Raw genomic sequence first — 13,392 nt, 5'->3', positions numbered from 1 at the left:
AATATCGATGCCTCCGATCGTTCGAAGACCCCCCGTTGCATCTGCACTCGTCAACAATTCATATAACTCGTTACATAAACAGGCGTGAAATTCATTCTAGAACCCGAAGCCGCCGCCATCGACATTCAATACCTGCCCGGTGATGAAACGGGCATCGTCCGACACCAGGAAAGCCAGCGCCCCGGTCAGATCGTCGGGCAATTCGGTGCGTGGGATGAACTGGCGCGCACGTACTGCCTCGAAGGCGAACTCCGGAAGATGGGCAGCGCTGCCGGGATGGCGTGTCAGCCCGGGCGAGATCGCATTGACAGTGATGCCCTTGCCTCCCAACTCCGAGGCCAGTGCGCGCGTCAGTCCGATGACCGCCATCTTGCTGCATGCATAGGCGGACATTCCCGCTGGCGGGCCCCACACCGTGCTGGAGGCGAGGTTGACGATGCGTCCCCAGCCTCGTTCTGCCATGCCCACCGAGAAAGCCTGGGCCAGCAGAAATGGGGCATCGACGTTGACTGTCATGATCTGCCGCCAGACTGCTGCGCTGATCGAGGCCAGCGGCAGCATCGGCATGAAGGCGGCATTGTTGACCAGTACATCGATGCGGCCAAGCTGTTCCTCTACCTGGACGGCAAATCGGCCCACGGCGGCGGGATCGGCAAGATCGCAGGCCAGCGTAGTGGCATCGGTGCCACTGGTGCGGAGTTGTTCACTCAGGCGAGTGCACGGTTCACGATCGGTCAGCAACAGCCGATAGCCTTGCTCAGCCAGCCGAAGCGCAAACGCCTGGCCCAGACCACCGGCGGCGCCAGTGATAACGGCCACGCGGCCGGATTTGGAATTGGTCATGTCTGCTTCCTCGTTCAACAACACAATATCGGTATGCCTCAGGAATGCTCAGAGGGTGGCACGCAGGGCATTTTGCGCCTCCACCATGATGCGGGTGTGCTCATCACGCGCGCCCCCCTCCTGTTCAATCTGGCCCATGCGTGCCGAGGCCGAAACCACCAACCTTGCGCGGACCAGATGACGTTTGGCGTACGCGTGCAACGCTGCCTCGACGCTGGCATGGCGCTCAAGCTCTTCAGCCAGTACCAGTGCCCCTTCGATGGCGATGCCAGCGCCTGAAGCAAGGTGCGGCGTGGTGGCATGAATTGCGTCGCCGAGCAGCACGATGCGGTTGAGATGCCAGGGCGCCTCAATGATGTGCCCCGCCAGGGGACGGTACAGAATCCGGTGATTGCTGAGTGATCCGTCGCGCAGTCCATCGCGGAATGCTCCGATCTCGCCACCGAACTCCTCCAGCAGATCAGCCAGCATCAATGGCCAGTGTTCTGGTGCGATGAACTGGCTGCCGTCGCGTTTATCGAGCAGGAACAGGTAGCATTCGCTGGCACTAATGGGATTCATGCCGGCCTTGGTGGTCTGGCCCATGTAGATGGTGGAATTCTCACGCAGCCGCGGCACTACGGCCCGCCAGGACCCCTGGCCGGTAAAACGCGGCCCCGCAAATTCAGGCAGCACCAGTTTGCGCACAGCAGAATTGACGCCATCGGCACCGATAACCAGATCGTAACGCCCCCGGCTACCGTCAGTGAACACCGCCTCGACGGTATCCTGTTCCTGATGCAGTGCGCTGAAGCTCAGGCCGAGCCGGACATTGGCGCCGGCCGCCCGGGTAGCATTACCCAGGATTTCGGCCAGCACCGTGCGCATGATGCCTGCAGCACCCGGCATGTCCTCGGCACCGATTGCCGGTGCCACTGGTACGCAGGCGCGCAGTTCGCCATTGGCGTCGCACAGATCGACTGCATTCCAGCTGCCGCCGCGCCGCAGTACCTCATCGGCCACGCCCACGGAGCGCAAGGCGCGCAGCGAGGGGCCGCTGATGGTGATGCCGGCACCGTCTGGTGCCCAGTGCGGATTGGCTTCGATCAGATCCACCACAATCCCTTGCCGACGTAGCAGGATGGCTGCGCACATACCACCGATGCCACCACCGATGATCAATATCTTTTTTATCTGTCCCATAGTTTTTCTCGTGAGGTAAGTGGGCCGGGAATTCCATCCGGCCTCGGAGGGCCGCCGCTCAGACCAAGGTGCCGCTCAACTGTTCGGCCAGCCAGTCGGCGATGCGATTGCCGGCATTGAATGGATTGTCCAGCGAGCTGTGTTCTACACCGCCCTCGCGTTGCGTGAAAATGAACAAGTCCTTTTTGGGACAATTGACCAGCTGCTCGAAGGTCTGATGGGCGTACTTGAGCGGAATCTGACGATCGTTCTCGCCATGGGTGACGAGGAAGGGCACACGGATGCGATCCAGCACGCCGTTGAGATGCATATGTTCGGCCTTGGCCAGGAAGTCCTCCATCCCGCTTGCGCCAAAGACCCATTGCACGTGCTTCCAGTAATGCGGTACCGGATTTTCGCCTTCGCGCTTCAGGCGCGCCTGCTGTACTTCACGCCAGTCGTGATTGGCCCCCCACACCGCACCGCATGCGAAGCGCGGCTCGAAGGCCACGGCGCGCGGGCAGTAATAACCACCCAGCGAAACGCCCAACGCACCGATCCGGCGCGCATCAATCTGGGACTGCCGCACAACCCAGTCGACGATGGGGCTGGCCCAGGCTTCGGTGTTGAATACGGCAGGCAGATTCTGCAAGCGCAGCGCTTCACCGGTGCCAGGCTGGTCGACGAACAGGGCCGCCAGTCCGCGGCGCGCAAACATGGTGCCCATTACGCTTTTCTGCAGCATCTCCTTGGTCGAATCCAGTCCGTTCATCACGACCACCAGCGGTGCGGGCTGTCCCGCCGGGACGCCTTCGGCAGCCACGTAGAGCGCCGAAAGATGGGTACTGCCATAGGGAATCTCGACGCGCACGCAATTTTCCCGGGTCAGCTTGCGACCCAGTTCAAACAGCTCCAGCGAGCGGCGGTACAAGGCCAGACGCGCTTCGAAGCCGTGCGCCTGCATCCGCTCGGCAATGCCGTAATAGAGTGCAGCGCGGCCATACTTCTCCCCTGCCGACAGGTGCTGTCCACGTGCCATGTTCTCCTCTGCCAGTGCGACCAGATTGTCTGCGCCGCCCTTCCAGGCTTCGTAGAACGCCAGGGTGCCCGGATCATCACCGGCACGCGCCGCTTCGCGCAAGGGCGCGCACATGGCATCGATCTCGCCTATGTTGCCGCCATGGGTCAGCGCGATCATGGTCGACAGACTCCAGACGTAATTGGTAGGGAAGTATTGGAACATAGCGTCGTCTCTCTCAAAAATCAGTCAAAGATCGAAGGCAAGCCGGCGACAAGCCAGACCTTGCCATCTTCGATCCGGATCGGTACCGGCGTGAGCGACTTGCCAACGCAGGGGCCGGCAAAACAAGTGCCGGTACGCAGATCGAAATGCGCCGAGTGCGCATAGCAGATGATGTGCTGGCCGTCAGCGGACAGGAACTGGTCCTGCCGGTATTCCATCGGGCGCCTTTCATGCGGGCAGCTGTTGAGCCAGGCAAACACTTCATCACCCTGGCGCACTACGCATAGCTGATCATCCAGCCCGTGGCGCAGCAGACCGCGTGAGGTGCCGTCTGCCAGATCGTCCAGTGTGCACAGCAATTGTTCGCCTGGCATGTTCATTGAGGTGCACTCCCGCTGATGGCCATTACTCACCCGGTGCCCACTTCGGACGGGCCTCGAACAGGAAGATCTGCGAGTTGTCCGAGCCGGGATCACAGGAGCGGGGTATCCAGGTGTCGTCATGCAGATCCATGTCAGCATCGAACTCGATGGTGGCGCCGAAGGGGCTATTGAAGTACCAGAAGAAATTGCTGCCCAAGATGTGGCGGCCCGGTCCCCAGAAGCTCTTGTAGCCTTTCTTGACGAAGTTCCAGCCGTGTTGCAGCACCTCATTGGCCGATCCCAGATGGAAGGTGAAGTGATTGCAACCGATCATGTGATCGTTCTGGCTTTGGATCATGAACAGCGTATGGTGGTCCTGCGTCCCTGCCGGACGCATGAACGGTCCCAGGTGATTGAAGCGGTCGGTGACGACGAAACCCAGACGGGCGTAGAAGGCTTCGGCCTTGACCACATCCTCGACGAAATACACCACATGCGACAGGGTACGCGGCTTGATCACGGCATCTGGATCAGCCGCACATTCGTTGGGCGCGCGTCCCGGCGTCTGTCCTGGTACGTTGAAGCCCAGATGGCGGGCTTCATAGGCGTGCCTGCGCGAGACCATGAAGGCGATGCCGAAGCCGCTGTCGTCGAGGCAATGGATGCTGCCATCAGCAGCGGTACGAACGGTGCGGTCACGTTCCAGTTCCGCCTTGATGGCCTCCAGCGTGACCTGGTTGTCGACGCCATACACGGTTTCGCGCAGGCAGGGCGTGGCCGCTTTGGGCGGCAGGGGCGGCAGGCTGGGATCTCCGGCAGCGCGCATCACCAGTCCGGTGCCGTCCAGCGCGCTGTAGACTCCGCCTTCGGCGTCATCGTAGCCAAGCTCGTCGAGTCCATAATCGAGCAGGAACTGACGTGCGCCAGGCAAGTCGTCTACCCCAAAAACGAGAAATTCGAGTCCGAGAATATGCATGAAGATTTCCTTGTCAGAAGGGAGTGCGCCACCGCAAGGGACATGGTTGGCGGGCGCTGCTGCAGTGTTGTAGTTGGGTCAGGAGTTCATGGCGCCCGTGATCAGATCATCGACGTTGCCGTCATGGCGTAAGCCCAGTGTTTCCGCTTCGGGGGTCAACAAGGGGGGATAAGACGCGAACAGACGCTCGATGAATGGGTCCGGCGCATAGCGCACCAGGGCTTTGCGGTCAGTACCGAAGCGCGCCGCAAGTGCCTCGACCACTTCGCCCACGGTCAACCGTAGCACTGGCATCTGGTAGACCCGGCGCGCGTTGAACCGGCCTGGTTCGACTGTGGCAGCACGGAGCAAGTTGTCTACACAAGCGCCCACGGAGATCCACCAGGCAACGCCATCAGCCGAGACGGGCACACTCAGCGCTTCTCCCGCTGCGAGTTTCCAGAACAGCTGACTCATGAAGGCCGACATCATGCCGGCACCATCGCCGGGCCGCGCCACCACGCCGGGCAGACGCAGCGAGCATCCCTGTACCCAGCCCAGACGCGAAGCATCGGCCACCAGGGCTTCGCCGATCAACTTGTGGGTACCATAAGTCAGTGCCGGTGCTGGCAGGGTCGCTTCATCGACGGTGGCCGGCAACTGCTCGCCGTAGACGGCAATCGTGCTGGCGAAGACAAAACGTGGCGGCCTTGCCTGCATGCGCAAGTCCTCCAGCAGCCCCAGGGTGGCATCGAGATTGATGGAACGCCCCAGTGCATAATTCTTTTCTGCTGCGCCACCGGGAATGCTGGCCAGATGAAATACGGCATCCACCGGATCGGCATAGGCCTGGGCACGCAACGCCGGGTCGGCAATACTTCCGCTTAACTGCACCACCCGGGCATCGCTGGCAGCAGTATCGAAATGAAGATCCAGCAGGGTCAGCCGCGATACGGCGCATCCATCGAATCCGGCATTGAGCAGGCGCTTGACCAATGCCTGACCCACGAAGCCTTGGGCACCGGTGACGACGATATGGGTCATCGCGAACCTCCGCTACGAAACGGCAGGGATGCGAGGAACAGCAGCTTCCTGAGCCCCAGCAGTTTCAGGCCGGCCCGTGCCGATGCCGGATCCAGCCGCGCCTGCATCGGCATGGTGCCAAAGCTCTTGCCTTGAATGACCAGTTCATCGCCCACGCGTTCGAGCGACTCCACATGCATCAATTCCTCATCGGCCGCACCGCGCAGAACCATGCCGCTGCGCTTGGTGGCGGCGACGGTAGCGGGCACGCCACTATCCTGGCGCGCCCCGGCGGCCACACTGCCGAAGTCCATGCCAAGCTGCTCGAACATCTTCATGGCAGTGGCGCGGCCTGCTCCGTAGACGCCGCCACCCGGATGCTGGAAGGGACCGGCCAGATACAGACGATCCACTCCCGGAACGGTGAATTGCCCCAGATCGGGCGTAGGGCGATGCCCCGCGCTTTGATAGAAATACGGTGCAACGCCATGCAGATCGCCGCGCATCATGCTGTTCGGGCTGGAGCGTTCCAGGTCGACCGGACTGACGATGCTGCGCGCGATGATGTTGTCACTGGTCAGGTTGGAGACGAACTTGCGATAGTGGGCCAGCGAGAGATCGCCGATCTCTTCCTTGAACTCATCCCAATGACGCTCGGCCCAACGGGGGTCCTTGACCTGATACGGTGCGAACGTGATGCCATGGAACATGCCGGCACCGGCCGGTACACGGGTCTTGTCGCCGATACTTTCATCGCCGCCGGCACACAGGCGGCGTTCGCTGATCAGGCCCCGCTTGAGATCATCGAAGTCGGCCAGCATGTCGTCGAGCTTGTCGGTGGCCATGAATTCCAGCATGGTGGCGTAGCCGACTTCTTCACCGGCATAGAAGCGCGCATTCTGTTTCAGGTCATAGTGGCTCACCATGATCGAGAAAGGCGCCAGCGTGGCACGTTCGGCGCGCTGCATCACCGGCTCCGGCACGCCTTCGACGAACTTGCGGATGACATGAGGATGGATGGCGCCGATGACGGCATCCCGGGCCAGGATCTGCTCGCCATCCTGCAACTGCACGCCGCTGGCACGGCCATCCCTGGTCAGGATCTTGGTCACTTCCGCATTGCAGCGCACCTCGCCGCCATGCGCCTCGATACAGCGCACCAATGATTCGGTCAGCTTGCCGCTGCCGCCGATGGGCTGAGAAACGCCATAGGTATGAATGATGCCGGGCATGAGCAGCACCCCCATGCCGGTGCCGAGTTCATTGGGTGCCTGGAGGTTTTCGCTGACCAGCCGCAGCAGGTGGATCTTGATCTTGTCATGTTCATAGAGACGGTTGACCAGATCCAGGCAGTCGCGATTCATGTAGTCGAGCATGAGCCGTCCTTCATCGCTGCGGTCGAGCATGGCCACCAGCTGACCCAGCGGAGGCGGGGGGGCATACAGGCCGGGCATGAACATCTGCAGAATCTGCTGGCTCAGCTTGACGAAGCCACGATAGGTCTCGGCATCCTTGGGCGACACCTTGGCGAAACACTCGCAGGTCTTGTCCAGATCCTTGTAGGTAAAGAGCACCGACTGATCGGGGAAGATGGTGGCGTGCGGTACCGGCGAATAGTGATACTTCAGTCCGTGTTGCGAGAGCAGACCCAGCTCATCCTGGCGCAGCATGGGATTTCCCTGGATCATGATGTGCACGCTCGAGTGCTCGTCATGCCAGTATCCGGGCGTGTTCAATTGGCGGGTGCTCACGCCACCACCAGGCCAGGCCTTGCGCTCAAGCACCAGTACTTTCTTGCCGGCCTTGGCCAGATAGGCAGCGGCAGCCAGGCCATTGTGACCGGCTCCCATGGCGACGATATCGTAATGCTGGCTCATGCTGCGATTCCCTTTGCCTGCTGCTGGACGAAACGGTGTTCGATGGCACCGAAAACGGATTGTCCCTTCCTGTCCAGCATCTCGAAGCGCAGCCGTTCGCCAAAGCGCAGCCAGGGGGTGCTTGAAACACCGCTGTCGATCATTTCAACGGCGCGTTGTTCGGCCAGACAGGCGCTGCCGCGCTGGCGGTAGTCGACATTGGAAAACGTGCCCGAGCCGAGCAGCATGCCGGCACGCAGGTTGCGGTTGTAGGTCAGGTATTGCACCAGCTCGTGGAAGCCAAAACTCATTTCGCCGCCGTTGGGATGGCCGAACAATTTTCCGTTGCGATGGACCCTCAGGTCCAGGTGCACACGGCCATCGTGCCAGTCTTCGCCCAGTTCATCCGGGGTCACGGCCACCGGTGCAAAGGCAGTCGCCGGCTTGGCCAGAATGAAGCCGAAGCCCATGCCCAGTTCACGGAACAGGTGACGGCGCATGCTCACATCGTTGAACAGCACCAGCAGCCGGATTTTCTCCAGCGCAGCGGTGGCACTGGTGCCGGCCGCGACGTCGCCCAGCACGACACCGACTTCGCCCTCGAAGTCACAGTTGTCGGCCTCGTCGGGGAACGGGTAATCATCATGCGGGCCGGTAAAGTCGTCGCTCTGGCGCTGGATCAGGATCGGGACGGCAGGATCGGATTTCTTTTCCGGGTGGTAGGCCTGAGTCATGATGCGGCCATGATTGAGGAAGGCTGATGCATCGACGAATTGATGGGTGCGCGGCAGCGGGGCGGTGCAGGCATGCGCATCGAAATCGAAGGCGCCAGGCGCCCGGGACAGATTGAGCGCGTCATACAGCGCTTGTAGCGCCGGCGCAATGCGGTCCCAGTCGTCCAGGGCAGCACGCAGTGTAGGCACAATGCCAGCAGCGCTGACGGCATGGCGCAGGTCGCGCGAGACGACGATCAGTGCACCATCCGGATGTGAATTGCGAAGCGTCGCCAGTTTCATTCTCTTGTCTCCTTATGTTTTGGCTATCACGTTGCTGAATTACGCGAGTGGACGTCCGCCATCCACAGGCAGGACACATCCGGTTGAGAAGCGCAAATCCCGCACCACTGCCAGTACCGCACCAGCAACTTCGTCGGGGTGGGCCAGCCGACCCAGCGGCGTACGTTGGGCCTGTTGGTCGCGCCAGGCTGTGTCCAGGGATTTGACGAACTCCGTGTCGACCAGCCCGGGCGCCACCGAGACCACACGAATGGCCGGTGCCAGGGCGCGCGCCAGCGATTTGGTCAGATTGTCCACAGCGGCTTTCGAGGCGCAATAGATGATGTTGCTGCCCATGGCGGTCTGCGCGGCGATCGAGGAGATATTGACGATCACGGCACCGCCCGCCAGGGCGCTTTGCGCTAGTAACGGACGCAGTGCACGGACCATGGCCACCGGGCCGCGCACGTTGGTGGCAAGCACCTCATCGATCAACGTATCGTCGAGCGTGTCAAGATCGTCATGGGCGACGAAGCGGGTCGTGCCGGCGCAGTTGACCAGCACGTCGCATTGGCCATAGCGGGTCCGTATTTCGCTTGCCAATGCCACCAATGCGCCACTGTCGGTGACCGGTGCCGGCAGCGCGCTATGACCATCACCGGGCAGCTGTTGCAGCATGGCATGGGCCGCCGCTGCCGAACTGCGGTAGCCTGCCACCACGCGGAAACCCGCCTGTGCCAGCTGATGGCAGATCCGATCACCGAGCCCGCCGGTCGCACCCGTGACCACGGCAACCGGCGCCGCTTGTGAAGCATCACCGGCCATCATCAGGCCCCTTTGCCCAGGCGGCGTACGCGGATGTCGGCTTGTTCCTTGTGCCCGGAGAAATGTTCCAGCGCACACAGGCGCGAACAAACTTCACCGATACTGACCGAGGCTTCATCGGTAAGAATGCGCTGGTAGCTATGCGTCTTGATGAACTTGCCTACCCACAATCCCCCGGTATAACGGCCGGCGCCCATCGTCGGCAAGGTGTGATTGGTGCCGATCACCTTGTCGCCATAGGACACGTTGGTGCGATGACCCAGGAACAGCGCGCCGTAATTGGTCATTCTCTGCAGGAACCAGTCAGGATCACGGGTCATCACCTGCACGTGTTCCGAGCACAGGCGCTCTGCTTCCAGCAGCATTTCTTCGTCGGTGTCGCACAGGATGATTTCGCCATAGTCTCGCCACGCCACGCTGGCCACGGGCGCGGTATCCAGTCGCGCCAGCACGGTCTCGATGGCCGCCGGCAATTGTGCAGCGATGGTCTTGCTGGTCGTGATGCAGTAGGCGGGAGAGGTCGGACCATGTTCGGCTTGCCCCAGCAGATCGACGGCCACCAGTTCGGCATCAACGCTGTCATCGCAGATCACCATGGTCTCAGTCGGACCGGCGAAGAGATCAATGCCGACCCGTCCGTACAGCTGACGCTTGGCTTCGGCGACGAAGGCATTGCCAGGACCGACGATCATATCCACCGGTGCGATATTCTCGGTTCCCAATGCCATCGCGGCCACGCCTTGCACACCGCCCATGACGTAGATCTCATCGGCACCGGCCAGCGCCATGGCGGCAATGATTTCAGGCGAAGGCTTGCCATCGAAGGGCGGGGCGCAGGCGATCACGCGCTTGACGCCGGCCACCTTGGCGGTCAGCACGCTCATGTGGGCCGATGCCAGCAAAGGATATTTGCCGCCGGGGATATAGCAGCCCACGGAATTGACCGGGATATTCTTGTGTCCCAGCACGACACCGGGAAGGGTCTCGACCTCGACATCGCGCAAGGACAGCAGCTGGATTTGCGCGAAGCGGCGGATCTGCGCCTGGGCGAACTTGATGTCCTCAATGGCCTGCGCACTGAGCGAATCGATGCAGGCCTGGATTTCCTCTTGCGAAAGGCGCAGAGATGGCGGATTCCATTTGTCGAAGCGATCCGAATAGTCACGCACGGCCGCTTCACCACGCTGTTCGATGTCGGCGATGATTTTTTCTACGGTAGTGCGCACTTGTGCCTGGTTATCGGCTTTTTCTTTGGCGGTCTGTCCGGTCTTGAGGTATTCGATCATGGCATGCTCTCAGTCAGGTGATCATTGGGTAAGAGAAACGAGGGGATACGGTGCAACGCGTACCAGATAGCACAGGTACGCGTGTGGGCGCTGCAGCCGGGCTGAAAATGGAGTCAGCGCTTTTGCCAGTGCTGCAAAGGCAGACCGGGTACGGGCGAACGGAAGCTTGCCAGCCGTGTGCCAGCCAGACTGCCGAGGTAGACGGTGCGCAGATCGGGGCCGCCGAAGGTGATGCTCGCCATCATGGGTGCCAGCGTGCCGCGACAGGCGCCCATCAGCTCGGGCGTGGTGGTGCCGGCGGCGTAATGTTCCTGGTAGCGCGCCAGCGCTTCCGGATTGCAGTCGTCGAGCAGCTTGAGCAGCTCGCCTTCGGGAGTAAGTGCGATCAGCTGTTCGTTGAGAATCAAGGTGATCCACAGATTGCCGTACGCATCGAAAGCGAAGCCGTCAGGAAACCCGCCCAGATCGTCCGGGCCGAACACTTCGCGTGCGCTCAGCGAACCGTCAGCCGCCACGCGCAGCCGTGAGATATGGCGGGCATTGGTCTCCACCACGTACAGCCATTCTTCCTTGGCATCGAGACGTATTTCGTTGGTGCCGACAAAACCGTCGGCCACGATACGGATGCCGTTGCCATCGATCAGGCCAACGTAGCCGTCGGCGGTCTTTTCATTGATCGAGCGGGTCCAGGGAACCTGGCGCGTGGTGACGCTGAACCAGATGCGGCCCTGCGAATCGGTCAGGACAAAGTTGGCTTTGCCCAGCGGCTGGCCGTCAATGCTGTCGTACAAGGTGCGCGAATGACCGTCGCGCGTCATCAGTTCGATGGCATCGGTGCCGAAGTTGGCGATGACGATATTGCCATCGCGATCAAAGGCCAGGCCATTGGGCAACGTCTTTCCCAGGACCAGTTGCTGGGTATCGCTCACCGCAGGCGCCTCGCCGGTGCCGTTTTCATCCTTCTGGACAATCAGGGTCTGCTGCCCGTTGGCATCGATACGCATGACGCCACCGCGCCCGTCTGCCGTCCACAAGCTGCCATCTGCTTCAGCGAGGATGCATTCCGGGCGGGAAAGATCATGGCCGACCATGCGGATCTGATCGCGCGGCACTTGCCAGCCGCGCAATGGATTGGCATCCCTGGCTGCTGCCGCGCGATCCTGGGCGAAAGGTTCGAGCAATTCGATCAGATTGCCGCAGATGTCACGGATGAATGCGGTAGCGTTGCCGTCCACGCGCAGCTCCTTGGCGACATCGGCGCCCTTTGCACGCAGGCTTGCCACTGCCTGTGCCACGTCCGGCACTTCGAAGCACATGTGCTTGTTGCCGTGGGTGCGCAGATCCAGGTTGGGCGTACGGCGGTCTTCCGGCAAGGCCGCGGCTCCGGCGACTTCGAAGATCTCGATGCGGTACTGGTCGCGCCGAAGAAAGGCAATGTTGGCGGGAATCTGGTCCACGCTCAGGCGCGACTCAAGAACAAAACCCAGCATACGCTCATACCAGTGGATGGCGGCCTCCAGATCAGGCACGCTGATACCGAAATGATGGGGGCGCAATACCGGCAGCAATGGCTCTTCAGCGGACGTCTCGTGTGCTGCACGGACAGCAGGTAAAGCATTGTGAGGAAATGCCTCGACAACTCTTTGCATGATGCAGTCTCCAATATCATGTCAACCTGCGGCATCCTGCCGTCAGGAATTTTTTAATAGTTGGAGGGACTATAAAGGCAATCATCTGTCGAGACCATCAAATGATAATGGAAGCATCGATTGATCGTATCGGATGATTTCTGGATAATAATTCAACCGCTTTACCCGGACAGGCCGCCGCAGAGTGGCTCTCCATTGGCATCATCGTTTCTCCACCGATGCACCACAAACACAATAACGATCATGAGACTAGGCCACTTTGATATGAATCTTCTGGTGGCGCTTGATGCGCTGCTCGATACCCGCAGCGTGACGCGCGCCAGCGAGCGCCTGCATATCGGTGCTTCGGCGACCAGCAGTGCGCTGGGACGTCTGCGCGATCATTTCGGTGACGAATTGCTGATGCAGATCGGGCGCAACATGGAGCTCACACCGCTGGGCCGCAGTCTGGTGCAGCCGGTACGGGAGATCCTCCTGACCGTGCAATCTACGGTGATGACGCAACTTGAATTCGATCCGGCCCAGGCGCGTCGCAATTTCCTCATCCGGGCCTCCGATTATCTGACGACTACCTTGCTCATCGATGTCGTGCGACGCCTGCAATCGGAGGCGCCTGGCATCACGCTGCATATCGCAAATATGGGGGACGATGTTTCTGAACGTCTGGATCGGGGTGAAGTGGATTTCGTGATCTATCCGAGTGTATCGATGAATCCGGGCCATCCTTCCCTGCGCCTGTTCGAGGAAACCTACAGTTGCGTCGTCTGGCGCCACAACAAGCTGGTGGGCGACAGCCTCAGCCTCGAACAGTATCAACAGATGGGCCACGTCGCCGCCACCTTCGGCGACAGCCGCAGGGTGACTTTCGAAAGTCTTCAGATCGCCAATCTGGGCGTATCGCGTTCGATCGAGGTGACCACCACCAATTTCAACACGCTGCCGCAACTGGTTATCGGCACCACCCGCATCGCCACGGTCCATACGAGGCTGGCGCGGATTTATGCGCACTACCTTCCGTTGCGCGTGCTGCCGCTACCGATCGCCCTGCCTCCGCTGATCGAAATGATGCAATGGCACGCCATCAACAACACGGATCCCGCCCATCTGTGGATGCGGCGCCTGATCCTGGATCAGGCACAGAAGCGCTCTTCCGTCTGGCATACCTGAAGCGCTGATGGCACCGGGGCCTATGTT

At 61.0% G+C, this 13,392-nt stretch carries 12 protein-coding genes; 1 reads left to right on the top strand and 11 read right to left on the bottom strand.

All coding sequences use genetic code 11. The features are described from left to right. Positions 1-96 precede the first annotated feature (96 nt). The 11 genes from ACVC5H_RS02385 to ACVC5H_RS02335 form a co-directional block, all read right to left on the bottom strand. On the bottom strand, positions 97-843 hold the full coding sequence (locus tag ACVC5H_RS02385; RefSeq protein WP_489620826.1) for an SDR family NAD(P)-dependent oxidoreductase: 747 nt from the start codon (positions 841-843) through the stop codon (positions 97-99). 48 nt (positions 844-891) lie between these two features. Then, entirely contained in the window at positions 892-2,025 is a 1,134-nt protein-coding gene (locus tag ACVC5H_RS02380) for an FAD-dependent oxidoreductase (protein ID WP_489620825.1), read from the bottom strand. Positions 2,026-2,083: 58 nt separating this feature from the next. Then, complete coding sequence (locus ACVC5H_RS02375) at positions 2,084-3,247, bottom strand: alpha/beta hydrolase family protein (protein WP_489620824.1); 1,164 nt, start codon at positions 3,245-3,247, stop codon at positions 2,084-2,086. A gap of 20 nt (positions 3,248-3,267) precedes the next feature. Next, entirely contained in the window at positions 3,268-3,627 is a 360-nt protein-coding gene (locus ACVC5H_RS02370) for a Rieske (2Fe-2S) protein (protein ID WP_489620823.1), read from the bottom strand. A gap of 25 nt (positions 3,628-3,652) precedes the next feature. Then, positions 3,653-4,585, bottom strand: coding sequence for a VOC family protein (locus ACVC5H_RS02365; protein ID WP_489620822.1), 933 nt, complete (start codon positions 4,583-4,585; stop codon positions 3,653-3,655). A 78-nt stretch (positions 4,586-4,663) separates the two neighbouring features. Then, complete coding sequence (locus ACVC5H_RS02360) at positions 4,664-5,608, bottom strand: NAD-dependent epimerase/dehydratase family protein (RefSeq protein ID WP_489620821.1); 945 nt, start codon at positions 5,606-5,608, stop codon at positions 4,664-4,666. Further along, positions 5,605-7,464 carry a phytoene desaturase family protein gene (locus ACVC5H_RS02355; RefSeq protein ID WP_489620820.1) on the bottom strand — a complete coding sequence of 620 codons (1,860 nt, stop codon included), beginning with the start codon at positions 7,462-7,464 and terminating at the stop codon, positions 5,605-5,607. The genes ACVC5H_RS02360 and ACVC5H_RS02355 overlap by 4 nt, the downstream gene beginning before the upstream one ends. Beyond that, a complete protein-coding gene (locus ACVC5H_RS02350; protein ID WP_489620819.1) occupies positions 7,461-8,459 on the bottom strand; it encodes a fumarylacetoacetate hydrolase family protein in 999 nt (332 codons plus the stop codon). Before ACVC5H_RS02350 ends, ACVC5H_RS02355 begins: the two co-directional genes overlap by 4 nt. Positions 8,460-8,498: 39 nt before the next feature. Further along, on the bottom strand, positions 8,499-9,266 hold the full coding sequence (locus ACVC5H_RS02345) for an SDR family NAD(P)-dependent oxidoreductase (RefSeq protein WP_489620818.1): 768 nt from the start codon (positions 9,264-9,266) through the stop codon (positions 8,499-8,501). Next, positions 9,266-10,549: a histidinol dehydrogenase gene (gene hisD, locus ACVC5H_RS02340; protein WP_489620817.1), complete on the bottom strand. Its 1,284-nt coding sequence runs from the start codon at positions 10,547-10,549 to the stop codon at positions 9,266-9,268. The genes ACVC5H_RS02345 and hisD overlap by 1 nt, the downstream gene beginning before the upstream one ends. A gap of 113 nt (positions 10,550-10,662) precedes the next feature. Then, positions 10,663-12,078 carry an SMP-30/gluconolactonase/LRE family protein gene (locus ACVC5H_RS02335; RefSeq protein WP_489620816.1) on the bottom strand — a complete coding sequence of 472 codons (1,416 nt, stop codon included), beginning with the start codon at positions 12,076-12,078 and terminating at the stop codon, positions 10,663-10,665. A gap of 240 nt (positions 12,079-12,318) precedes the next feature. Between ACVC5H_RS02335 and ACVC5H_RS02330 the strand changes: the two genes are divergently transcribed. Further along, a complete protein-coding gene (locus ACVC5H_RS02330) occupies positions 12,319-13,365 on the top strand; it encodes a LysR family transcriptional regulator (RefSeq protein ID WP_489620815.1) in 1,047 nt (348 codons plus the stop codon). The last annotated feature ends 27 nt before the right edge of the window (positions 13,366-13,392 follow it).

It is taken from the genome of Herbaspirillum sp. Her3, from assembly GCF_057961275.1.
This window is presented reverse-complemented; position numbering and strand designations above follow the sequence as displayed.

What these genes read in the sequence shown, in the direction of transcription:
- ACVC5H_RS02385 (WP_489620826.1), bottom strand. Translation starts at nt 843, where the DNA reads ATGACCAATTCCAAATCCGGCCGCGTGGCCGTTATCACTGGCGCCGCC.
- ACVC5H_RS02380 (WP_489620825.1), bottom strand. Translation starts at nt 2,025, where the DNA reads ATGGGACAGATAAAAAAGATATTGATCATCGGTGGTGGCATCGGTGGT.
- ACVC5H_RS02375 (WP_489620824.1), bottom strand. Translation starts at nt 3,247, where the DNA reads ATGTTCCAATACTTCCCTACCAATTACGTCTGGAGTCTGTCGACCATG.
- ACVC5H_RS02370 (WP_489620823.1), bottom strand. Translation starts at nt 3,627, where the DNA reads ATGAACATGCCAGGCGAACAATTGCTGTGCACACTGGACGATCTGGCA.
- ACVC5H_RS02365 (WP_489620822.1), bottom strand. Translation starts at nt 4,585, where the DNA reads ATGCATATTCTCGGACTCGAATTTCTCGTTTTTGGGGTAGACGACTTG.
- ACVC5H_RS02360 (WP_489620821.1), bottom strand. Translation starts at nt 5,608, where the DNA reads ATGACCCATATCGTCGTCACCGGTGCCCAAGGCTTCGTGGGTCAGGCA.
- ACVC5H_RS02355 (WP_489620820.1), bottom strand. Translation starts at nt 7,464, where the DNA reads ATGAGCCAGCATTACGATATCGTCGCCATGGGAGCCGGTCACAATGGC.
- ACVC5H_RS02350 (WP_489620819.1), bottom strand. Translation starts at nt 8,459, where the DNA reads ATGAAACTGGCGACGCTTCGCAATTCACATCCGGATGGTGCACTGATC.
- ACVC5H_RS02345 (WP_489620818.1), bottom strand. Translation starts at nt 9,266, where the DNA reads ATGATGGCCGGTGATGCTTCACAAGCGGCGCCGGTTGCCGTGGTCACG.
- hisD (WP_489620817.1), bottom strand. Translation starts at nt 10,549, where the DNA reads ATGATCGAATACCTCAAGACCGGACAGACCGCCAAAGAAAAAGCCGAT.